At 55.3% G+C, this 23,548-nt stretch carries 20 protein-coding genes; 14 read left to right on the top strand and 6 right to left on the bottom strand.

The genetic code is table 11. The features are described 5' to 3' along the window. Window positions 1–65: 65 nt before the first annotated feature. A complete protein-coding gene (locus tag C7476_RS23810; protein WP_112527662.1) occupies window positions 66–1,025 on the bottom strand; it encodes a sugar-binding protein in 960 nt (319 codons plus the stop codon). Window positions 1,026–1,809: 784 nt separating this feature from the next. Here C7476_RS23810 and C7476_RS29175 point away from each other — a divergent pair. The 3 genes from C7476_RS29175 (at window position 1,810) to C7476_RS23790 (ending at window position 3,917) form a co-directional block, all read left to right on the top strand. Then, a complete protein-coding gene (locus C7476_RS29175; protein WP_281032744.1) occupies window positions 1,810–1,938 on the top strand; it encodes a hypothetical protein in 129 nt (42 codons plus the stop codon). A 56-nt stretch (window positions 1,939–1,994) separates the two neighbouring features. Then, a complete protein-coding gene (locus C7476_RS23805) occupies window positions 1,995–2,489 on the top strand; it encodes a DUF3455 domain-containing protein (RefSeq protein ID WP_181872581.1) in 495 nt (164 codons plus the stop codon). An 843-nt stretch (window positions 2,490–3,332) separates the two neighbouring features. Further along, window positions 3,333–3,917 (top strand): GNAT family N-acetyltransferase, encoded by a 585-nt coding sequence (locus tag C7476_RS23790; RefSeq protein WP_181872580.1) that lies wholly within the window; start codon window positions 3,333–3,335, stop codon window positions 3,915–3,917. A 246-nt stretch (window positions 3,918–4,163) separates the two neighbouring features. On the opposite strand, the gene C7476_RS23785 is transcribed toward C7476_RS23790, so the two are convergent. Together C7476_RS23785 and C7476_RS23780 are read right to left on the bottom strand one after the other, a co-directional pair. Continuing rightward, on the bottom strand, window positions 4,164–4,562 hold the full coding sequence (locus C7476_RS23785) for a hypothetical protein (RefSeq protein ID WP_114432368.1): 399 nt from the start codon (window positions 4,560–4,562) through the stop codon (window positions 4,164–4,166). A gap of 85 nt (window positions 4,563–4,647) precedes the next feature. Further along, window positions 4,648–6,069, bottom strand: a complete 1,422-nt coding sequence (locus C7476_RS23780; protein WP_245426517.1) for a PAS domain S-box protein — start codon at window positions 6,067–6,069, stop codon at window positions 4,648–4,650. A 193-nt stretch (window positions 6,070–6,262) separates the two neighbouring features. Here C7476_RS23780 and C7476_RS23775 point away from each other — a divergent pair, with 193 nt between their 5' ends. Further along, complete coding sequence (locus C7476_RS23775) at window positions 6,263–6,706, top strand: hypothetical protein (protein WP_245426515.1); 444 nt, start codon at window positions 6,263–6,265, stop codon at window positions 6,704–6,706. 486 nt (window positions 6,707–7,192) lie between these two features. Here C7476_RS23775 and C7476_RS23770 read toward each other — a convergent pair whose 3' ends face one another. Next, a complete protein-coding gene (locus C7476_RS23770; RefSeq protein WP_114432364.1) occupies window positions 7,193–9,376 on the bottom strand; it encodes a sensor histidine kinase in 2,184 nt (727 codons plus the stop codon). A gap of 123 nt (window positions 9,377–9,499) precedes the next feature. On the opposite strand from C7476_RS23770, the gene C7476_RS23765 reads away from it, so the two are divergent. Further along, entirely contained in the window at window positions 9,500–9,997 is a 498-nt protein-coding gene (locus C7476_RS23765) for a peptide deformylase (protein ID WP_114432362.1), read from the top strand. On the opposite strand, the gene C7476_RS23760 is transcribed toward C7476_RS23765, so the two are convergent. Next, a complete protein-coding gene (locus tag C7476_RS23760; protein WP_114432360.1) occupies window positions 9,994–10,488 on the bottom strand; it encodes a cupin domain-containing protein in 495 nt (164 codons plus the stop codon). The genes C7476_RS23765 and C7476_RS23760 overlap by 4 nt on opposite strands. A gap of 247 nt (window positions 10,489–10,735) precedes the next feature. On the opposite strand from C7476_RS23760, the gene C7476_RS23755 reads away from it, so the two are divergent. From C7476_RS23755 to C7476_RS23715, 9 genes are all read left to right on the top strand, one after another. Beyond that, complete coding sequence (locus tag C7476_RS23755; protein WP_114432358.1) at window positions 10,736–11,617, top strand: glycine betaine ABC transporter substrate-binding protein; 882 nt, start codon at window positions 10,736–10,738, stop codon at window positions 11,615–11,617. A gap of 112 nt (window positions 11,618–11,729) precedes the next feature. After that, the gene (locus C7476_RS23750) at window positions 11,730–12,350 is read left to right on the top strand and encodes an ABC transporter permease (RefSeq protein ID WP_114432356.1); all 621 of its coding nucleotides are present in this window, start codon (window positions 11,730–11,732) and stop codon (window positions 12,348–12,350) included. A 1-nt stretch (window position 12,351) separates the two neighbouring features. Beyond that, window positions 12,352–12,993 carry an ABC transporter permease gene (locus tag C7476_RS23745; RefSeq protein WP_114432354.1) on the top strand — a complete coding sequence of 214 codons (642 nt, stop codon included), beginning with the start codon at window positions 12,352–12,354 and terminating at the stop codon, window positions 12,991–12,993. After that, window positions 12,990–13,922 (top strand): ABC transporter ATP-binding protein, encoded by a 933-nt coding sequence (locus C7476_RS23740; RefSeq protein WP_114432353.1) that lies wholly within the window; start codon window positions 12,990–12,992, stop codon window positions 13,920–13,922. The genes C7476_RS23745 and C7476_RS23740 overlap by 4 nt, the downstream gene beginning before the upstream one ends. Window positions 13,923–13,953: 31 nt before the next feature. Beyond that, on the top strand, window positions 13,954–15,027 hold the full coding sequence (locus C7476_RS23735) for an LLM class flavin-dependent oxidoreductase (RefSeq protein WP_114432352.1): 1,074 nt from the start codon (window positions 13,954–13,956) through the stop codon (window positions 15,025–15,027). Further along, window positions 15,024–16,337, top strand: a complete 1,314-nt coding sequence (locus tag C7476_RS23730; RefSeq protein WP_114432351.1) for an LLM class flavin-dependent oxidoreductase — start codon at window positions 15,024–15,026, stop codon at window positions 16,335–16,337. Before C7476_RS23735 ends, C7476_RS23730 begins: the two co-directional genes overlap by 4 nt. Before the next feature lie 8 nt (window positions 16,338–16,345). Next, window positions 16,346–17,347, top strand: a complete 1,002-nt coding sequence (locus C7476_RS23725; RefSeq protein WP_114432411.1) for an ornithine cyclodeaminase family protein — start codon at window positions 16,346–16,348, stop codon at window positions 17,345–17,347. Beyond that, window positions 17,344–18,813 carry an HAL/PAL/TAL family ammonia-lyase gene (locus tag C7476_RS23720; protein ID WP_114432349.1) on the top strand — a complete coding sequence of 490 codons (1,470 nt, stop codon included), beginning with the start codon at window positions 17,344–17,346 and terminating at the stop codon, window positions 18,811–18,813. The genes C7476_RS23725 and C7476_RS23720 overlap by 4 nt, the downstream gene beginning before the upstream one ends. Window positions 18,814–19,083: 270 nt before the next feature. Further along, complete coding sequence (locus C7476_RS23715) at window positions 19,084–20,904, top strand: acyl-CoA thioesterase (protein WP_114432348.1); 1,821 nt, start codon at window positions 19,084–19,086, stop codon at window positions 20,902–20,904. Between the two features lie 29 nt (window positions 20,905–20,933). Here C7476_RS23715 and C7476_RS23710 read toward each other — a convergent pair whose 3' ends face one another. Beyond that, window positions 20,934–23,225 (bottom strand): putative bifunctional diguanylate cyclase/phosphodiesterase, encoded by a 2,292-nt coding sequence (locus C7476_RS23710; protein WP_245426512.1) that lies wholly within the window; start codon window positions 23,223–23,225, stop codon window positions 20,934–20,936. Window positions 23,226–23,548: the final 323 nt, after the last annotated feature.

Raw genomic sequence — 23,548 nt, 5'->3', positions numbered from 1 at the left:
TTAACGCCACCTGTTGCGGTAAAACCATTGCCAGTCATCGCGTCGAGCTCTTGTTCGAAAACAGCTTAGTTGCCAGCCATCTTTTTTAGATTGGCAGCGTATGCATCGACATCGTCCTTGCCGACAATCACAGTCTTGATAATCAGCAATTTGTTGTCCGGAATGCTCGACTTGTCACCGGCAAGGTAAGCGGCCATCATTTTCATACCCTGATAGGCCCATTCGAATGGCTGCTGCACGACAGTAGCGGCGACAGTGCCTTCCTTGACGCCACCCAACGTAATCGGATCGTCATCAAATCCAACGACGGTGATCTGCCCCAACTTGCCTGCATCGCGGAGAGCCTCGTAAATGCGGGGCGTATTATAAGAGTAGAAGCCAACCATGCACGTCACGTCGGGGCTCGCCACCAGGGCGTCTTCGACGTTCTTCTTGGCGCGCGTCTGGTCAATATCGTCTCCGCGAACATCGACTAGCTCAATTTTGGTGCCTGCGAGACCATCCTTCATACCCTGGATGCGTTCCTTGGCATTGTCAGCGCCAAGCAGGCCGACAAATCCGAGACACTTGCCCCCGTTAGGCATGGCTTTTTTCGCGATTTCTGCAGCCTGTTTACCTGCATCAACGTTGGACGAACCGATATAGGCGACGCGATTAGTCTGAGGCGCATCGCTATCCGTGGTGAAGAGGGCAGTCTCGGACGCAATCTTGTTGAGACCATCGGTGGACGTCTTCGGATCTACGGCCGACACCATGATGCCCTTGACGCCGGCTGTGACGAGATCATCCATCAGACGCTGCTGGATGGCCACCGAGGACTGCTCGGGATACTTGAGCTCCAAGTTGTAATCGGGCAATTCGGCCTGCGCCTTCTTGACGCCCGCCTCGGCAGCTTTCCAGAAATCGGAGGCCCCATTCACCACGAAAGCCAGCGTTGGCTTGTCGGCGGCATAGGCCATAGTTGGCATTGACGCGCTAAACATCAACGCAGCGCAAAGTGCGGCAATAGATATTGCGGATTTCATGTCTAACCTCCCATTTGGCTCAACGCAGTCGTTGATCCGAGTTTTCAATCGGTGATCGAAGCCGGGCCACCTCCTATGGTTACCGGCAACGGGTGAAAGGCGTTCCACCATTCAGCCTGGAGACTTTAATGAGCCGATTCTCAATAGTAAATAGAATTATCATATAGTATTATCATTGCGTTCCATTCGAATGGCGAAGGCACTACTCTTGGAAAACCGCTAAATCTCAACGTGAAAGCCAAGTGAAAATCCGCTCATCCGGAGCGGACCATGCATTCAGGCAATGCGAAAGCACATGCGAAATCTCAATGGCGAGAATGCGCTCTGGACGCATACCATTGACGACCGCGGCGAAAGAGCTTGGCTATATCCGAACCAGTCCGGCCGCAGCCTCAGATAGGGGTGCCACCAACACGATCGGTTCATGATCGAATCATCTGTCGAAACGCCCGCCAATGGTGGCAGCTTCTTCATGCCAAGCTGGGACTTTTCGACAGGGTCGCCGCATAATAACTATGTGAGATCCAGTTGGGCAAGCGGACGCCAGTTACTGACACGTTTAGGCAAATCATACCGATGTATACTTACGCATCGGGCTAGTTGTTTGTATCCCTTCTATGGTGCCTGTCTAACACCGATAGGCCTGGTAGTTCTCCCGGCTACCAAAACTTCAGCGGTCCCCGGCTGAAGCGCGGACATTCCCACCGTGTCCGCAAAAGACCGCCTGGGTCCTCCCCCTGGGCGGTCTTTTGTTCCTATGAAGGGGACAATAAGGAAGCACAAGATGAAGCAGAAACTTGCAATCTGTGTTGCACTCGATCCTGATATTGGTGTCTTGCTCTCCGGAGCATGGGCCCATCCGCACGGACACAACGTTCACCATGGCCGGGTGCAATCAACGGGACAGACATGAGACGCCAGGTTAGACAGAGGTTTCGTAATATCGATCTTCGGGATTGGAATGCCCCAATGTTCACTCGCTCGCTATTCACTTTTGCTGCTGTTACGGTTTTTTCGGTTTCCGCGGTCGCTCAGGACTTTCCTGCAGAGCTTGCGCCTCTGCAAGGTGCCACGCTGCTAGGCAGGTATGCGGCAAGGGGCGTCCAGATATATGTCTGTCGTGTCAAAGGGACCACACGCGAATGGGACTTCAAAGCCCCTGAGGCCGAGCTGACCGATGCACAGGGCAGGCCATTCGCCAAACATTATGGCGGCCCGACATGGGAAGCAGACGACGGCTCCAAGGCCGTCGGCAAGGTCTTGGTAACCGAACCCGCACCAAAGCCAGGCGCAGTTCCCTGGCTGTTACTGTCGGCGGATTCTTCCGCAACGGGGATACTTGCCGGGGTGCGTTTTGTCCAACGGGTGAACACCGTCGGCGGAGCTGGACCGACCGGCGCGTGTTCGACTGTCGGGTCAGAGCTGCGTGCCGATTACACCGCCGACTACATCTTCTATAAGTGATCATGTTCTCCGGAATCGGCTTCGTGGATTGCGTCTATTGCGGCGACCCCGCCGGAGTATCTGTGTTCCCCAAACCACCAATCCGGAGAGTCTCCCTGCAATAACGTTTACAAGGCCAAGTTTTCGATGCATTCGATCACTTCTTCGCAATCAAAAGGTTTTTTGAAATAGGCAGTAGCCCCGGCTGCCATGACTTGCCTGTGTATCCGCTCATCCTCGAATGCCGTAATGAATGTGGCCGGTGTAGTGTCGCCGGCTTTACCCAGATATTGAACAGCTCTACCCCGCCCATTCCATCGCTCTGCACATCCGTTATCAGGCAGTCAATTTCGACGGAGTCTCTTGGAGCCAGGAAGACTTCGGCGTTTGCAAAACGATGGACGTCGAGTCCGTGAAGTCAGTTCTATACTTGATCATCGAATTCTGCATGGCCGTTGCAGCTTCAGCGACGAGGCTCCATCGAAGGGGAACTACCAAAGACAAACAGAAGAGCACAAGAACATCATACATACTCTTTCAGGCAGTATAACAATGATGCGCCACTCCATGGTGATCGTCGATTGTCATTAGGTATTGGTTTGCGGGTTTCGGGGTCAAACTCCCGCCGATTACGGCCCGCACCAAGGAAACGCAGCGCGGCCCAGCGACATCAAATGTCGGTAACATCGCGACGTTGACGCATATAATTGTTACAGCATCTAGGCGTTCACTCCCAAGCGGGCGACTTCAGCTACATTACCTGTGAGCCAGCAGCAACTGGTAGCGCGCACTCCGTCATCCGGGTTATGATGCATAGCTGAGAACGGCGGTCGCCGCCTCGGACCACCTACTCAGGAGGGCAATGTGACATCGCAAACCGTGAGAGTTATGGACGCGGCCGAGGAAGATGTGGCGGTCGAAACGGTCATGCTGGCATTTGCAGCGGACCCAATGGCGCGATGGACCTGGCCGCATGCACACCAGTACGTTGCGGCGATGCCGCGAATGATCCGAGCGTTCGGGAGCAGCGCGTTCTCTAACGGAACTGCCTTTTGCACCGACGGCTACGCCGGAACGGCGCTATGGCTATCGCCCGGCGCGCATTCCGACGAGGAAGGGCTTGGTGCGGTGCTCGAGAGCACAGTTGCGCATTCTCTTGCCCCCGAAACAACGGCCATATTCGAGCAAATGGCCACGTTCCACCCGACCGAACCACACTGGTACCTGCCCCTGATCGGCGTAGACCCGGCGCATCAAGGCGAAGGTCACGGGGACGCCTTGATGGCGTACGCACTCGCACGGTGCGATCTCGATCACGCGCCAGCCTATTTGGAATCCTCGAACCCGCGCAACATTCCGTTCTACCGGCGCTACGGCTTCGAACCGCTCGGCGCGATCCAAGTCGGTTCGTCGCCGACGCTCGTCCCGATGCTGCGGCGAGCGCGTTGAGCTTTATTCGATCACACAGTTGTCGCCCAGGGGCGTTGTGCGCGGCTCAGCCGCGAAACGAAGATGGAATCGGCCTGCGAGACCGTTTACCGGCGGGCGCTTAGGTTGGCAGGAGATTCGGCAGTTTATGGCCGACGCAGCAAAATCAAACACTTGTGCGAATCGCGGTTACGCTGCGCTTAAACAAAGGCTTGGGAGGAAATTGCTGAGCCTTTTGTTGATAGGCCCTCGTGAGGATAAGCCGGTTCAGACCCGTCTGGCTTCGGACATGGCCGCGATCTCCTTAGATAACATCACCACCGCGAAGATCAATACGCCAGCAAAAATGATTAGTGATCCTATCCCGACGATCGGTTCCAACTGTCGATTGCCCAGCTCCATGAAGTAGAGCGCCGGCAGCATGACGATCAGACCAAGCGTATAGACCACGTAATGAACCATGGCCAATCTCTTGGCCGCCTTGGATGCGTTTAGTGCGTAATAGCCGCCGAAAATGGAACAGGAAACCCAGCCCAAGAGGTTGAGATGCGCGTGAGCAGCAATCACCGTATGGTTTCCGGACATGCCCATTTGCAGACCCATCGCCAGCCCGATGATAAGGCATATGATGGCTGTCTTGAAGAAAAGCTGAGAAATCTTTGGCATTTTTGGCTCCCCCTGAACCAGAATTCAATGATACCGTGCACAATACACGCGAGCGATAGTGGTTTCCAGCAATCTGAATTAAGCATTAAGAATGAGCTTTGTATGCTTGGTCAGTGATGGACGCTGCGATGTTTTCCATTGGTGCGCGCAGAGTCCAGACGAGGCGTTTTGGGGTCTGTTCCAACGTGCCTGTCCCTCCGAGTGACAATGGCGTCACCCGCTCCAGGACGATCTTGCCAAATCCATGGGTGCGTCCGAGCCTCACAGGTGGCCCGTCAGATTCAGTCCAGGTCAGGTAAAAGGTTTTACCATCATCGCCGACATACCAGTCGACAGCGATATTCCCTTGGTCAGCAGAAAACACGCCGTATTTAGCCGAATTCGTGGCCAATTCATGGAACGCTATCCCCAGATACTGAACGGCATTGGGCTGCAGGACTATGAGGGGACCTGAAATTGCGACGCTGGATTCATCGCCAAACGGCTTAGTTTGCGCCAGAAGCAGATCCGATACAGTCGCTCCGCGCCATTCGGCGTGGACAAGAAGATCATGTGATCGCGCGAGAGCCATGATCCTTTCCCGCACCTGCTGCTCGAACTCGGTACTGTCTCCAGTGCGATTGCCGGTTTCCCGGATCATGGACAGAATGACCGCATATTGATTTTTGACGCGGTGGTTTACCTCGCGCATCAACATGACGATCCGTTCCTCCTTTTCTTTTCTCTCGGTAATGTCGCGTGCAATCTTGGACGCGCCAACGATACGGCCGGTCGAATCCTTGACTGGCGATATGGTTAGCGAGACATGGATACGCACTCCGTCCTTGCGCAACCGAATTGTCTCATAATGATCCAGGCGCTCACCTTTGCGAATTCTGTCGACAATGGACGCTTCTTCCCCCAGTCTTTCGGCGGGAATGATAGTGGTGATCGAACGGCCGATCATCTCCTCGGCTGTGTAACCGAATACGCGTTCGGCGCCCCTGTTCCAGCTCCTGACAATGCCTGCGAGGGTTTTACTAACGATCGCATCATCGGACGATTCCACTATCGCCGCGAGGTGTTGTGCCGACTCTTCATTATGCTTCTGTTCCGTGAGATCAACCAGCATATTCATGGCGCCAACGACTTCGCCACTGTTGTCCCTAAGCAAGACGGGGAATGGACGAAACGCAACGCGGCTGCCGTCGGGCCGCCCGGCTATGGCTTCCAGCCCTCGCACATCCCGACCTTCGCGCAAGCTCATTGCCAGGGGGCACTCGTCATGCTGCATGGGAGTACCGTCAGGCCAGTATAATTTCCATGATCCGCACCAATGCTCTTCGCCGATCCGCGGTTCGCGGCCCCAGAACTTAGCCGCCGCGCGATTGTAGAATGTAATTATGCCGGATTTGTCTGTCGTATAAACCGGAATAGGAAGTTCCATGATCAGTGAATCACGGCTGAAGCTGTCCATGCTGTGCAAAGCTGCAAGTGACGAACTAAGGTTGCTTTGCGCAATATCCACTATTTTTCCTGCTTCAAGTAACTTCTTGCCAGTCGGGTTTTAGAATCAAGGGGGACCAGTTGACAACGGCATTTCAGTTCACCCCACGATCAAAACTGTCTGTGATGATTTTGGTTCCAACGGAGCCGTGCATCAGGGATCAACGGCAGAGCTTTTGCGTTTCCATTCAACCAAGTGAATGGAGGAAATCGTTATGATTTATACCCTGAGATTGACCAGCGTGCTCCTGGTCGCGCTTGCCCTTATTCCGGCGGGTGCGCATCTGTTTGCGATGATCAACAAGTTTCACCTCGATCGCGCCGAATATCTTATCTCACAACGTGCCTATGACGGTTGGAGCCTTTTTTCCATTGTCATCATTGCTGCGCTGGTTTCGACGCTCGCCCTGTCAATCTGGCTTAACCGTTCGGGCGAACCTCACTGGCTGGCGGCGACGGCATTTCTTTGCATTGCGGCAACGCAGGTGATTTTCTGGCTGTTTACATTTCCCGCCAACAAAGCGACTCAAAACTGGACCGTCCTGCCAGAGGCCTGGCAAACGCTACGCTATCAATGGGAGTATTCGCATGCAGCAAGCGCCATTTTGAATTTCGTGGCGCTTTTCGTTTTACTTCTCTCCGTAGTGAGAACGGACTAACGGCCCAATATGCAACGGGCCAGTTTCGCGTGGAAACCAGCCCATACCAAAGCCCTGCGCGTTCTGTCAGACGCACACAAATCCTCAGAGTTTCATGTTGATCGGGTCAAATCCCGATAGTCAAACTGCAAAGACGACGGCGGCAACTGCCAGCGCGCCGAACAAAATCATCGAGCATGTCATCCAGTTGGAGATATCGCCGTTTTCTTTCGTGTGTCGCATCGCCTGACTCCTCCTGAGCGTAGCCGGATAGGACCGGCGCGTTCTCAAAAAATCATGAACACCCGTCGCTGATTTGAGTTGCCAGCGATCGATTCAAATTGTCGTGATCATGTGCTTTACCCAAATCATGGAAGGCTTAGTCCCATCATCCCGGCTTCACTGGAAAGGATTATAGCGCTTTCAATGTAGAGCGCAATTTGCGCCATGCCTTGGTTTCATCACATTTTGATATCGAGTGAAAGGAAAGTGATACTGGGTAACGAATTACCCCGCACTGGCCTCGACGAGCCTTGGAAAGGTCATTCGCACCATCGCCCCGCGACCAGTATGGAAGCTCTCGGGCGCATCCAGCATTTCCAGATGCCCACTATGATCTTCGATGATTTTCTTGACGATGGCGAGGCCGAGTCCGGTGCCCTTTTCGCGCGTTGTCACATAGGGCTCGAGCAGTCGATGACGGTTGTCAGCGGGCAACCCTTTGCCGTTGTCGAGCACTTCCACAATGATGGACGAACTGGTGCTGGCAGCGCGAACGAGAATGAAACCTTTCTCGATCGCTCCTGTCTGGAGCGCCGTCTCAATGGATTCCGAAGCATTCTTGATAATGTTGCCAAAAGCCTGGCCAAGGAGCCGGTTGTCGAAATTTCCAACGAGCGGCTCGTCGGCAAAGTCATGCTCGAACTTAATCTGGTTGTTGCTGATTTCCACGAGAAAGGACGCGTCACGCAGCACAGCGCGGATATCTGTTGCGGCGAGTTGCGGCTTGGGCATACGAGCGAATTCAGAAAACTCATCGACCATACGACCTATATCGCCGACCTGGCGGATGATCGTTTCAGTGCATTGGTCGAAGACCTCGCGATCCTCGATAATGACCTTGCCGTAGCGGCGGCGAATACGCTCGGCGGAGAGCTGGATTGGCGTCAGTGGATTTTTGATTTCATGCGCAATGCGGCGTGCAACGTCCGCCCAAGCGGATGAGCGGTGGGCAGCGACCAGATCTGTAATATCGTCGACCGTCACCACGTAGGAGGTATTGTGTGTGCCGGCATCTTCCCGGGTAATTTGCACGTTGAAAGAGCGTACGATACCATTGCGGGTAATCCCTATCTGCTGGCGGCTGGAAGGTCTGTCGTTTTCCCGCGCCGCTTCGAATACAGCACCGATTTCCGGAAGGATGTGAACGAGGTTCTTGCCGATGGCATATGCAGCATCGATCGACAGCATGTGTTCGGCTGGCCGGTTTAGACCGGCAATATCGCCTTGTGAGTTGACGCTGATGACGCCGGCGGTCACGCCGGACAGAACGGCTTCGGTAAAGCGCCTGCGCTCGTCGATCTCATCCTTTGCCGAGATCAGATCGTTATGCTGGGTTTTCAACTGCTCGACCATATTATTGAACGTGTGGGACAGTGAACCAATATCGCCATCCGAAGCGCGGACGGGCACTGAGACGTCAAAATTGCCGGTGGCAACGTCGCCGGCGGCGCCGATCAACAGGCGAATGGGCCTGACCACACGATTGGCCACGGCAATACCAGTCCAGACGGCGGTCAAAAGCAGCAACAGTGTGAGCTCAATATAGAGCAGCGCGTAAGCAATCTGCGTATTCTTCCTGTTGCTCGCCAGCGACTGATATTCGGCATTGTTGTCTGTCATGATGCGCATGTTATCCAACGCCGAAGAATCCACGGCGCGGATCGTATAGAGATACAAATCCGGCAGCGCCTGCGTCTTGACGATTGCGCCGACAAGATTGGTGGCCGCCGGCGGTATCAGCACCGGCCTGTCGCCTGCTGCGCTTTTCAACGCCTCCAGCGGCGCTTCGGGGAGGGTATGATCGTTGAAGAGCTGGGCACTGACGACGACCTCACCGTTGGATCTGACCAGGGATGCGCCAAGCAGGTTGTTGCGGCCTGCGTCATAGGTCAGCCAATTTTCGAAGGCACCTCGATCGAGACTGTAGAGCATACGCCGCTGGTCGAGATCGATCGCCATGGAAAGCGTTGTGGTTAAAAGACTTTGCGCATTGTCCTCGGTGTAGGACTGCGCGGCCTTGATCGACATATCAATGATTTGATTGTTCTCGGGATTGATCCAGGAATTCAAACGATTGTCGAGAACAATGAGTGAAAAACAGGCGACAATGATTGAAGGGATCGACGCGATCAGCGCGAAGATGATCGTTATGTTGGTATGCAGATCCCGGTGCTTTTCCTTGCTCTTGAACAAAAACAGCTTCCGGAGTGTGGCGTAGGACAAATAGACCAGCACCAGAATCGAAACCGCATTGGCTGCAATAATGATTTGCGTCGTCCGTTTGGTAGGCGAGATGTCGGTAATGCCCATCATGATGATGAACGAAACAATCGTTGTCGCCAGCGTCAGGAGCGTCATGATCAACGCGCCTTTCGGCAGAACCTGCGGTTTGACTACGGTCTTGCTCATTTGCTGTCGATTATCGGTCGCAGCGTTGCTTGTAAAGGAAGCTTGCGCTCCGAATGCGGTTTGAGGCACGAGGCTTTAGCAGCGTTGCTGATGTGCCACGTGCCAGTTTGAAAGGTCCAAGTTTTGACGATACGCCCAATCCTGAAATATCCGCATCCCGCACTGCGTTCATCGGCTGAACGCGTTACAGAGTTTGGGGATGATCTCCGTTTGCTGGCCGATGACCTCCTGGAGACAATGCGGGCGGCGCCGGGAATAGGCATAACTGCTCCACATATCGGCCTTTTGAAGCGCATTGTCGTTCTTGAACTTGATCGGGGGCAACCAGCTCGCTTCTACGTTAATCCGGAAATCGAATGGTTTTCGGCTGACACCGTCAGGCACGAAGAGGGCAGTGTTTCTATGCCAGGCGTTTCGGACGAGGTCGAGCGGCCCACTTCCATTCGGCTCCGCTATGAGGACCTTTCGGGCATGTCTCAGACAGAAGAAGCGATCGGTCTCCTGTCCATCTGTCTGCAGCACGAAATAGATCAGCTCGATGGCATATTCTGGGTCTACCGTTTGTCGAAACTCAAGCGTGACAGATTGATCAAGCGTTATGAGAAGTTGTCGCGCAGTTAGCGGTGAATCGGATCCTTCCATAAAACACCCTCCGGCTTTTCCACCGGCTCGATATCGAGATTGACGACGACGGGCTCCTGACCGGAGCGGACAAGAACACATTCAAGTGCTTCGTCCGGGCTGGCATTGATCTCCTGATGTGGAACGTATGGCGGCACGAAGATGAAATCGCCGGGACCGGCTTCCGCGACATATTCCAGCCTTTCGCCCCAGCGCATGCGCGCGCGGCCTTTGACCACGTAGATGATGCTTTCCAGATCGCCGTGGTGATGCGCGCCGGTCTTGGCGTTGGCATGAATAACAACGGTCCCCGCCCAGATTTTTTCGGCTCCGGCCCGGGCGCGGTTGATGGCAGCGGCCCGATTCATACCCGGCGTCTGCGCTGTGTTCGGATCAAGCGAATCGCCCGGAATAACTTTGACCCCATGTTCCCGCCAGTCGACTGGACGGTCATCCGGGTGCGCGTTGCCCTGTTGATGATCGTCTGACATCAATGCCTCCTGCCTCTTCGCGATGTGACCGGCAATGTAGCGAGGAGAACGCAACGACGCCAGAGATCAACCGCTGTCAGGATGTACGCGTATCGGCGGTTGCAAACGCATAGTAAATAATTTCTACTTCTCCTGGAACATTGGCATATTGTTCTGCGAACTTAGTACGCGAGATTGCTAGCATACGAATTCGACAACGAAACCAGTAGGATACGGATGAAATCCTACAGTAGCTGCAGGGAAAACCATGATCTTGAAAAGTGTCGCCTCGATTGGGCTTGGCGTTTTGGTTGCATTGACGGCGGCAACGTCCGGCTTTGCGCAGACAGTGAAAATTGGCAGCAAGAATTTCACTGAACAGTTCGTTGTTGCTGAAATCTATGCGCAGGCGCTGGAGAAGGCCGGCATCACGGTCGAGCGCCGGCTGAACCTTGGCGCTACGCTCATCGCACATTCGGCACTGACGAGTGGCGAAATCGATCTTTATCCGGAATACACCGGAACCGCGCTCGCTGCGGTGGTCAAGGGTGACCTGTCTGGCTCGGCCGACAAGATCTACAAGGACGTCAAGGATTACTACGAGAAGAACCTGCAACTAACACTGCTCGAGCCAACGCAGATCAACAATGGCTATGCCATCATTACGCTTCCCGAGACCGCCGAAAAATACAAGCTCAAGACGCTGACGGATCTCGGTCCAGCCTCCAAGGAGCTCTCCTTTGGTGCCGAAGGCGGCTTTGGCGAACGCAAGGATGGTCTGCCGGGGTTGAAACAGGTCTACGGGATCGAGTTCAAGGATTTCCGCATCTTTGCCAAGCTTGGTATTCGCTACAGCGCGCTGACGAGCAAGAACATCGACGTGTCCTATGGTTTCAGCACGGACTGGCAGATCGCTGATAGCAACCTCGTTGTTCTTGACGACGACAAACATCTTTTCCCCCCCTATTATCTTGTGCCTGTCGTTCGCCAGGACGCCTTGGCGAAAAACCCGAAGATTGCTGAAGTGCTCAACAAGGTCAGTCCGCTTTTGACCAACGAGATCATGCGCGACCTGAATGCCGCCGTCGAACGCGACAAGAAGGAACCAAAGGAAGTGGCTGCAGAGTTCCTGAAAGAAAAAGGTATTTGATTATACTCGGCGGAACCGGACGGTTTCGCCGATCATTTGAACGTGTATGGCGGAGATGGCCACATCTCCGCTATTTCATTGCTGAAGCGACCATGCAGGCAGGACGGCACCCTTGAACTGGGCTCCCAAAAACATTCCGGAAATACTTACTGCGACCTGGCAGCATCTGGTGCTCTCGGTTTCCTCGGTACTTATCGGACTGGTGATCGCATTGATCCTCGGGATCATCTGCGCGCGAAGGCCAAAGCTGTACGCGGTCGTCCTGACGATAACCGGCCTCATTTTCGTCATCCCCAGTCTGGCGCTATTCGCACTCTTAATTCCCTGGCTTGGCCTCGGCACAAAGCCAGCGCTGGTTGGCCTTTCATCCTATTGCCTGCTCATCCTCCTGCGCAATGTCGTAACCGGATTGCGCGGTGTACCGGCCGATGTTCTCGATGCCGCAGACGGCATGGGTTACAGTTCCTGGCAGCGGCTTGTCGGCATCGAGCTTCCTCTTGCATTGCCGCTCATTGTGTCGGGCATACGCATCGCACTTGTTACCGTGATCGGCATCGCTACCGTAGCTGCCTTCATCGACGGTGGAGGGCTTGGCACGATCATTTTGATGGGGATCGATCAAAACTATACCGAGAAAATACTCGTCGGCGGCATTTTGACATCCTTGATGGCAATCTTTTTCGATGTCGTGCTCAGTCAGGCCGAGAAATATCTGGTTCGGGGGAGGGCATGATATGTTGATTACCGCCTTCACTTGGATCATCAATCATCAGCCGGAATTCTACCAGGCGCTTGGCCAGCATCTGATCATGTCAGGCGTCTCGTTGGCCTTCGCACTGGCCATTGGACTGCCGCTGGCGATCCTGATCATCAACCGGGGCGGCCTCGCCTTTGCAGTCATCAACACAATTAACGCACTGCGCACTATTCCCAGTCTCGCAATCCTCGCGATCATGATGCCGCTCCTTGGCATCGGATTGTGGCCGTCCATCGTGGCCCTGACCATTCTCGCTTTGCCGCCGATCCTGCTCAATGCCTTTATCGGGTTGCGCGATGTCGATCCCGATGCCGTCGAAGCGGCAACGGGAATGGGCATGAGCAGGGGGCAGGTCCTGCGTAAGATACGCATTCCTCTTGCAGCACCTGCCATGTTCGCGGGTGCACGCACCGCCGCCGTTCAGGTGCTGGCCGGTGCGACGCTTGCTCCTTTCATAGGTGGCGGCGGCCTCGGAGATTTCATCGCCGTCGGCATCAGTATGATGGATATGTCGAGGCTGCTGGTTGGCGCCATTCCCATTGCGCTGCTCGCGCTCACGACCGAGTTTACTCTCGGCATCGCCGAAAAAGTCTTTTTTGCAGAGAGATCTACCGCATGATCAACATGGAACATGTGACCAAACGTTTTGCTGCGGACGGACCCGCCTCAGTTGATGATCTCTCGCTGGTAGTGCCGGAAGGGACGACAACGGCGCTCATAGGTCCATCAGGCTGCGGCAAGACCACGACAATGCGCATGATCAACCGCCTGATTGACCCAACGGAAGGCAAGATCATAGTCAATGGCGAGGACGTTACGAAGGTCGACCCGGTCCAACTGCGCCGGCACATTGGCTATGTGATCCAGCAGGTCGGTCTGTTTCCGCATATGACCATTGCTCAGAACATTGCGGCGGTGCCGAAATTGCTCGGCTGGACCGAGGCGAAAATCACCAGCCGTACGGAAGAACTGCTGGATCTGGTCGGGCTTGACCCGTGCGAAATGCTGAAGCGCTACCCGCGCCAGCTCTCCGGCGGGCAGCGCCAGCGTATCGGCGTGGCACGCGCGCTTGCAGCCGATCCGCCAGTGCTGTTGATGGATGAGCCCTTTGGCGCGATCGATCCGATCGCCAGGACGAGACTTCAGGACGAATTTCGCCAGATATTGCGTCGCGTGCGCAAGACTGTTGTGCTCGTCACCCATGATCTCGACGAGGCCATCCGGCTTGGAGACCGCATCGCCATCATGAAAAGCGGCAAGATCGTCCAGTACGATACGCCGGACTCAGTGCTGTCTCACCCCGCGGACGCTTTTGTGGAAAATTTCGTCGGGATAGACCGAGCGATCAAGCGGCTCAGCCTGTTCACTGTACACGATGCGATGAACACTACCACGCCGAGCACGGGTGTCAGTACGGTTGCACCGACCAGTAGTCTGCGCGACGCACTGGCGTTGATGGTTGCCGCCAATAGCGATGTTCTTGCCGTTGTTGACGAGAGCGGCGCAGTGAAGGGGCAATTGACACGGGACGCTATTTTTGCGGTCTGACGGCCGGTACGAAAGCAAGGGTAACCCAGCAATGCACATCGGAATATCGATCACGCCGTTTGGCCATCATCCCGCCGCCTGGCGTGAGAAGTCGGAAGATGCGATTCATTTCAGCGCTTTGGCAGCGCAGGTGAAGAAAGCAGAAGAAGGCGGGTTGGACTTCGCATTCTTTGCCGATCGGCTTGGCCAGCGGCCCCTGAACGATCTGTCGCCGCAGGCCGTGCCTTTCGAGCCGACGACGCTGGTTGCGGGGCTTGCCACTGTCGTCCACCGGATCGGGCTGATCGCAACCGCTGCAACCACCCAGCACGAACCTTACAACCTCGCGCGCCGCTTTGCCTCGCTTGATACGATCAGCAAGGGCAGGGCCGGGTGGAATGTCGTGGTTTCGCCGGGCGCAACCGCGCGCGACCAGGAATATCTCGACGTGGTCAGCGGGCTTTGGGACAGCTGGGAGGATGACGCCTTTGTTTATGACAAGGCCTCAGGCCGTTTTTTCCTGCCGGAGAAATTGCACCTTCTCGATCACAAAGGTGAGTATTTCACCGTGCGTGGTCCGCTCAACGTCAATCGTTCGCCGCAAGGCAAGCCTGTTGTTTCGCACGTGCTGACGGCTGATACCGCCGAAATTGCCGCGCGCTCGGCTGAACTTGTTTTCATTGATCCGGCGTCGGTGGACGAGGCGAGGACGCTTGTCTCTGATTTCACGCAGCGGCTCGAACGTCATGATCGCAAACGGGCTGATGTGAGGGTTCTCGCAAACGTCATTCCGTTCATCGGTGCCACCAAATCTGACGCACAGCAACTCCGTGACAGGCTGGATGCATTGTCACCTGACGGAGAAAGGCCTGTCGGGTTGGAGGTCATCGGCACGCCCCTCGATATTGCGGATGCGTTGCAGGCGTGGTCGGGCATTGTCGACGGTTTCACCGTCGTTCCTCCGGTGGCGCCGGAAGGTGTCAACGTCTTTGTTGATCACGTCATACCTGAGCTCGCAAAGCGCGGACTGTTCCGCAACTCCTATGAGGGCAACACACTGCGCGAGCATCTTGGAATGCAACGTCCGCGCCATCCGGCCAGCCAAGCAGCGGAGCAAACATTATGAGCAAACATATGAAGCTTGGCGCCTTTCTGATGGCAGGCGGCCATCATATCGCGGCCTGGCGGCATCCGGACGCGGTTGCGGAAGCCGGTGTGGATGTCGACCACTTCATCGCTCTGACGCGCCTCGCAGAATCTGCCAAATTCGACATGGTTTTCTTTGAAGATGCTGCCGCGATCCGCGAGCGCAACATCAACACCGCGAGCCAGGCTGCGCGTTCGACCATGTTCGAGCCGTTGAGCCTGCTCGCGGCGCTGGCGGTCAACACTTCTCATATCGGCCTGGTCGCTACGGCCTCCACGACCTACAACGAGCCTTATGGCCTTGCGCGGACACTGGCCTGCATCGATCAGCTGAGCGGTGGCCGGGCTGGTTGGAACCTCGTCACGTCGGCGAGCGAACTCGAAGCGGAGAATTTTGTTTCAAGCGGCTTGCGGCCCCATGCGCAGCGCTATGAGCGCGCCGAGGAATTCGAACAAGCAGCAAGGGCGGTCTGGGACAGCGTCGATACCGGCGCTTATGTCGTCGACGGAAAAAGTTTCACCGACCAGTCCAAGCTACATCCCGTCGAGCATCACGGTACGCATTTCAATGTCAGCGGACTTCTGGGCAGCCCGCGTTCGCCGCAGGGCCGTCCATTGATGGTGCAGGCTGGTGCTTCGGATGCGGGCAAAAACCTTGCAGCGCGTACAGCGGATGTGGTGTTCGTCGCAGCGCAGACCTTGCAGGAAGCGCAGACCTATTATGCCGATTTGAAATCGCGCATGCCGGCCTTCGGGCGTGATCCGGATGATCTCAAAATCCTGCCTGGTGTGTCGCCCATCGTCGGCCGAACCGAAAGCGAAGCGCGGGCGAAATATGATGCCTTGCAGGAACTCATTCCCGACGAGGTTGGTGTGGCGTTGCTTGCCAGCTATCTCAGCATAAAGGACCTGTCACAGTACCCGCTGGAAGGACCATTGCCAGAAATGCCGGCGACCGATGGCATTCAAAGCCGTCAGCAATTGATCATCGAACTTGCGCGACGGGAGAACCTCTCGATCCGGCAGGTTGCTCGCAATTTCGCCGGAGCGCGTGGCCATTGGCAATTGATCGGTACCCCGGCACAGATCGTCGATGAACTGGAGGAGCGATTTCATGGCAAGGCGGCGGATGGCTTCAACGTGATGGGCGCCTATTTTCCGGGGGCACTTCAGGATTTCATCGACCTGGTTGTTCCTGAATTGCGTCGCCGTGGCCTCTTTCGCAATGAGTATGAAGGGCGCACATTGCGCGAAAATCTCGGAATCACAATCCCGGCGCGTGCAGCATGAGCAAAAACATGAAACCCATTTATATCGACTATCTGAATGCGCTCGACATCGATGCGCTGGCGCTGACGGATGCCGAAATTCTCGGTGCAATCGAAACCTCGCTTGCCGCGCAAGGGAATGGCCAGACCGTCATAGAGCCGCGGGTGCATCTTGAACCGGATGCGACTTTCAATGGCCATTTCAACGTGTTGCGGGGATATGTTGCGCCTTTGAATCTGGCAGGCGTGAAGATCGTCGGGGACTTTGTCGATAATTACAAGCTGAACTATCCGTCAGAATTCGGTGTGCTCAATCTGTTCGATCCACGTACCGGTGCGCCTCGCGCTATCCTTGATGCAACGGTCATCACTGATATGCGCACCGGCGCCGTGACTGCACTCGGCGCAAAATATCTCGCGCGCAAGAATTCGAAGATCCTTGGCCATATCGGAGCGCGCGGCACGGCCTATTGGAACGTGAGGCTCCTTGATCACCTCTACAATTTCGATGAGATTCGCGTACATTCGCGTCGTCCCGAGAGCCGCAACGCCTTTGCCGAGAAGCTCTCCCATGATCTTGGCAAGCGGATCATCGTCACCGATGATTGGCGTTCTTGTGTCGAAGGCGCTGACATCGTCGTTGAAGCATCGCGCCTGCCGGAGCCACAGCCGATGTTGAAAACGGAATGGATCAAGCCCGGCGCGTTCGTCGTTCCGTACGGAACAATGAGCGCTGTGGAGCTTTCACTGACTGACATCATGGACAAGCTGGTCGTCGATGACTGGGGTCAATGCAAGGGTGGAAAATTTGGGTCCCTGCGCGTACATGTTGAGGCCGGCAAGCTGTCGGAACAGACGTTGCATGCGGAGCTTGGCCAGATCGTTGCCGGACACAAGTCCGGACGTGAGAATGAAAATGAGACAATCCTGTTCTGGCATCGGGGCTTGTCGCTAAGTGATATCGCGCTTGGCTACGCCATGCTGGAAAAGGCCAAAGCCTCCAATATCGGCCAGCGGCTGCGCTTTGCATGAGCCCCGTCGTCTTCAGTGGAGCGACCACCACGATCGCTGATATCGCAGCGATTGCCCGCGAAAATGCAGCGGTCGAAGTCGAGCCGCATGTGTACGACAGGCTGGAAAAGGCGCGGGTGATTCTCGACAAAGCTGCAGCATCGGGACAGCAAATCTATGGTTTGAATACTGGGCTTGGCGCTAATTTGAAGACATCTGTGACCGAGGATATCAGCGCATTCCAGCAGCAACTGGTGCGCGGGCGCGGCATGGGCGTTGGCCCATCCCTGGAGCGCGATGTTACCCGCGCGGTCATGGCCACGCGGCTTTCAATGCTGGCCGTCGGGGGATCCGGAATTTCTCCGGCAGTTTTCAATGATTTGCTGGTGTTGCTCAATAAACAGATTCATCCTGTTATCCCATCCATTGGTTCCATAGGAGCTGGTGATCTCGTGCTGCTGGCTGCTATGGCATCGACTCTGATCGGCGAGGGCACTGCAGAGTATCAAGGCAAGGTCTACCCATCTGCTCAGGCTTTGAAAAAGGCGGGTCTTGAACCGTCGGCGCTTGGCCCGAAAGACGGGTTGTCGCTGCTCAACGCCTCAGCGGTTTCGGTCGGACGGGGGGCGCTGGTTGCGACAGACGCTGCTCTGCTTCTGGATTTTCAGCGTCGGGCAGTTGCCCTGAGTTTCGAAGCTCTGGGCGGCAACCCACACATTCTGATACCTGCGATCCAGATTGCGCGTCCAGCTGCGGGTCAGGTGGAAGAGGCGGAAAAGCTTTTTGCATTGCTTGAAGGCTCGTCATTGCTGGAAGCGACGACAGCCATTCAGGATCCGCTCAGCCTGCGTTGCGTGGCGCCCATTCAAGGAGCGCTTGCCCATGCCTTGAGGGCTGCGACAGACGCGATCGAACTCGAACTCAATTCGGCCGCGGACAATCCGCTGGTGATCATTGAAGAAGAGCGCGTACTGTCGACTGGAAATTTCCATACGCCGTCGCTGGCGCTAGCATTCGAAACACTTGGGCTCGCCATCGCACAAGTGGCGCTCGCCAGTGCTGCACGCTTCATCCAACTTACTGCCTCTGGGCGTCATGGCCTGCCGCGGTATCTCAGTCCTGTCGGTGGGGCTTCGGCTGGGTTTGTACCTTTGCAGAAGACGGTAGCCGCGCTCGTTGGTGTCATCCGCCACAAGGTCAATCCGGTCCTGCTCGATTTCCTTGCTGTCTCAGAAGGGGTGGAGGACCATGCAACGCAGACGCCGCTCGCAGTGGCAAAATGTGCGGAGATTGTCGATTTGTGGCGACCGCTTGTTGCCTGCGAGATGCTGGCCGCGGCACAGGCCATGGACCTGAAGCCGGAGCTTCGCTGCGGCAGAGGGACGAGACAGACTTATAATCTCGTTCGGGCAGTTTCACCCAAACTGGAAGCGGACAGGGCGCTCGGGGCAGATGTTTTGGCATTGGTGGACAGCTTGCGCCAATGATTGATGTGCCGTCGTTTAACGATTGGCCGCACGTCGCCGGAATGCAACGGTTTGGACACCTTTACACGCTAGGATGGTGAATGAGTTGTATATTCGTTACCGACAAGTTTCATGATCTGCTCATCGTCTGCCGCCAAGTTTTCGCAACACTATCGAAACGCTAAACTCTCGATGCCAGTCCAAGAACAGAACATTTGACTTATTTCCGCGAATAACATCGACTAAAGTAGGGTGCTGTAAAATCAGCGTTTCTTGAAAAGCTGGATAGTCATGACGGTCGTGCGGAATCTTTTGTGGGCGCCAACAATAGGCTTATCCTGGCTGTGGGGATTGGGTTTCTTTTATTCCATCCACGTCACTCTGACCTATGGTTGGCTGGGGTTTTTTGGTTTTGCCATAGCAAATGTTGCGGGGCTCTGGCTGTTTGGATTTATTCTCGGGCGGACCAAGCGGCCGCCCGACCAGATCATCAAAGATATTGAAGGCCGCTACGCTGGCGTGTTTTTGCTGTTTCAGATGGCCGCGCTTGTTGTGACGATCTTCGGGTTCGTCGCCTATCTCTGGCAGCCGATCGTGGGCGAAGGCTCAGCGCTCGGCGTTGCGCTGTTATTGCTGTTTGCGTGTGCTATCGGCCATGCGCTGTCATTACAGCAACTCAAGCTATTGCATATCGTTTATACGGTCGTCGGGGTGGCTGCGGGCATTGTCCTGCTCATTGGGCTGCGACAGACATCAGACTATCCGGGTGTGCCACTCGAAAAGTTCGATAGCCGCTTCTATGGTCTGATCATGCCAACGCTGATCGGGTTCCTGCTTGGACCGTGGCTCGATATTCAGCATTGGCAGCGAGCGGTTACCATCAAACGCGAAGGCGGCGATGTTGGCATGGCCTACGGCGGCGGCGCCCTTTTGTTCTTTGGCTTTTTGTTCCTCAATGCACTCACCGCTTCGGCAGTGGGCCCGATAGGCAGCATACTGTCCATCGACGGCCTTCCAAGCGCCCAAGGGTCCGTCTCGGCAGCCACGGTGCTTGCTGCTGAAAATGGCCAGCCATATCTGGCGGTTGCGTTTGTCATCTGGACTGTCATTGCCCTGGCTTCAACCGTGGACAGCTTTTATTGCGCAACATCGTGGTTCCTGAAGGGCAAAAATCTGCGTAGCAACAGTCCCTTGCTTGCTCTCATCCCCGACGGCGTCGCTTCATCGCCGCTCTGGCTATTGCTTGGCGCTGCCTGGATTGCCTTCACGGCGGTGCCTGCGAATTTTTCGCTGATGTATTTCATGATGCCGTTTGCAACCCTGTTCGTCAGTGCGTCGGCGAACCTGGTATGCGAGGCGCTGGGCGCGAAGCCAAAGTTTGATCCGGTGCTGAGCTTTATGATCGGTTGCGGTTCGTCGCTGATATTCATCATCGGGTACATCGAGCCAGTGCCGGGATTCCTGTTCATATCTCCGTTCATCGGTCTGATAGGCGCCTTGCCAGTCATCATCGAACTGTTCGGACCGGCCTCGAAGGCCATTCCCGTTGAGATAGTCGATCAACCTATCCGGATGATGTCGCCCATACCACTTGCCAACGTCGCGGGAGGCGACGAAGTTTCGCCATCGCATGGATTCGACGGTGAGTGGTTCGTCATGCAGCTCGTTCCCACTTATGATGATACGAATTCCGTCGGAAACGTCTATTTCGCCAATTACGTGCGCTGGGTCGGCAAAGCACGCGAATTGTTCTTCAACGTCTGCATGCCCGATTTCGACCTTGCAACGACGCGGTTCTATATCCTTACGCGTTCATTCACCCATGATTACCGTCGCGAGTCGAAGGAGTTCGAGCAGATTACCGTGCGCATCAAGATTGCGCGCCACAATCGGAAGTTCGTGACGTTGCAGCATGAGATCCACAGCGCTGCGCAAGGATTGCTCGGGCATGGCGAGCAGTCATTGATGTTCGTCGACCGAGACCACTACAATCCACTCGATATTCCGGGAGAAGTGATCAAAGGGTTCCTGCCATACTGGCCGAAGGAGTCGCGTTTATCGGCGAACTACCGGCCAGTAAATATTCAGGATGCTGCCAAGCGGCAGGCATAATCTCAGCGAACTATTGGGTATGAAAGGCTCTAGCTGGCAACCTGGTATCGGTCACGGTCGAAGGCGAGCAACTCGAAAGTTTTCTCGACGGGCTCTGCCGGGCTGAACAGGAACCCCTGTACCTGATCGCAGCCTTCCTTTTGCAGGCAGGCTAGTTGCTCACGGGTCTCGACTCCTTCGGCAGTGATCTTCATGCCCATGCTGGCTCCAAGGCCCATCACTGCACGAATGATTGCAAGGCTGCCCCGATTGTGCGGAAGGTCGCGCACGAAGGACTGATCGATCTTGATCTTGTCGAATGGCATCTTGCGCAGGTAGCTCAAGCTGGAATAGCCGGTGCCAAAATCATCGAGCGCGATGCTGACTCCCATGGCGCGGAACTGGCGCAACAATGAAATCGCGGCGACATTCGCCTCGAGGAAGACCGATTCAGTGATTTCCAGCTCCAGCCGATTTGGCTTGAGCTTGTTCTTGGTCAAGGCGTCGCGAACGATGGACGCGAGATCGGAATGCCGGAACTGGATCGCCGAGATATTGATTGCAACGTGGATTTCCTGCGGCCATGACACGGCGATACGGCACGCTTCCTGGATGATCCACTCGCCGAGCGGAATGATATTGCCTGTCTCTTCTGCGATCGGGATAAAGATAGTCGGAGAGATGAAGCCGTGCACCGGATGCTTCCAGCGCAGCAGCGTCTCGAACCCTACCGTCTTGAGTGTCTGCGCCGAAATGATGGGCTGGAAATGGAGGATGAATTCGTCCCGTGCCAGAGCGCCACGCAGATCCATGGCAAGCGCACGTTTGGCTTCGATACGCGCATCCATTTCCACCTCGTAGAAACGGAAACTGTTGCGGCCCTCATTCTTGGTCCGGTAGAGCGCCAGGTCGGCGCAGCGCATGATGTCGTTGACACTGTCGGTCGGCGCAATGGCTATGCCGACGCTGATGTGAATGTTGATCTGGATACCGTCAATCCAGAAGGGTTGTGCGATGCTCTGGACGAGTTGCTCGGCGAGCTCTGTCGCCGCAGTCTGGTCCGCACCGCGCGCCAGAATGGCGAATTCATCGCCGGAAAGCCGGGCAACGACATAGGTTGCGGGAGCTGCGCCGCGCAGGCGGTCCGCCACCTGTTTAAGCAACTGGTCGCCGATTCCATGACCAAAACTGTCATTGACCGTCTTGAACTCGTCGAGATCGATGCAAAACACCGCAAAGCTGCGCAGCCCTTTCTCTAGGTCCTTGGTGGCTTGCGAGAGCTGGTCGGTAAACAGCGTACGGTTCGGCAGATCGGTCAGCACATCATAGCGGGCGAGATAGGACAATTGATCGTCCGACTGCTTTGCCGCGGTCACGTCGGAGCCAACGCCTCGGTAGCCGACAAACTGGCCTGCGTTATCGAATATCGCCTTGCCGGTGAGCGACCACCAACGGGTCTCCCCTTTGATGTTTATCGGCAGGATATGATTGCGGAATGTCGTCCGATTTTCGATGGCCTGCCAGATTGAGCCAACCTTGACGGCCTCTTCCGCGTGAGACTGGTCGATCTTGAACAGTTGCGCAAAAGGCATGCCTTGCAGCTCTTTGGTCGTTTTCGCGGCGATCTGCGCCAGACGCGGCGAGGTATGCTGAAGCTTCAGGTCGGCGTCGGTCTCCCAAATCCAGTCGCTGGCGTTTTCTTCAAAGTCATACAGCAACAGGCTGATAACCTCCTTCTGCTGCTCCACCTTGATCTGGTCCAGCGTACGCATAACGATAAGATTGCTCATGTGGACGATGGTGAACAGAATGAAGAGCGCATAGAACGCGAGCAGGATCGCGATGAACAGAAAGAAATCTTCGCCGGTCGACGCAAGCGCGAAGAACGAACCGGTAATGATCGTGCCCGAATAGGCGATCGCAGCCAGGGGTACCACTGCCACGCCAATACCGGTTGCCATGAGACCTGCTGCGGTGCATGCGATCAGAAGCCGGTGGTAGGGATCAGCGTCGAGAAACAGCATCAGCGGAATGCTCGCAAGGCAGATGCCGTAGAGGGCTGATATGATAATCAGATATTTGATCGCATCAAAGCCAAGCTCTTTGACCTTGGGCACCGTGTACCATTGCCAGCAGGCGAAAAGTGAGCCCGCAGTCATCAGTGCGACCATTATCGACACACCTGCGAGATAGGGGCGAGGGCCGAGATCCCAGAAAACGAACGCGACGACAAACACAACGCACATCGCCACGAGAACCGTAAAAGGCGCCAGTCTCAGTGCAACGTCCATCTGTTCCGCATAGACCCGACGCTTCACTGCCGGGTTGATAGCACCCCGCATACCGAATATCGATCGGATAGCGTCAAAAGTATGGAAATTGGACAATTGCACGCACAAACCTCAGGCAGGTGAGTTCATCTTTGACCCATGTTAGTTTTTTTACGTTCGGCATTGGTTAATATACTTAGCATTTTTTCTATTAGTTACCAATGTCTTTATGTCCCGGTGTCACGCTGTGGTTAAGATAAAATTTTGTGACTACAGGGTATTAGTGATAAAAACTACACAAACCTGCTACGCCTATAAGTATACCTATAATCTATGCAATAAAATTGGAAGTAATATTTCCGAAAACGACTTTTTCCATTCAAAAGTATTCCGCG

Source organism: Phyllobacterium bourgognense, assembly GCF_003337575.1.
Lineage (GTDB): Bacteria > Pseudomonadota > Alphaproteobacteria > Rhizobiales > Rhizobiaceae > Phyllobacterium > Phyllobacterium bourgognense.
This window is presented reverse-complemented; position numbering and strand designations above follow the sequence as displayed.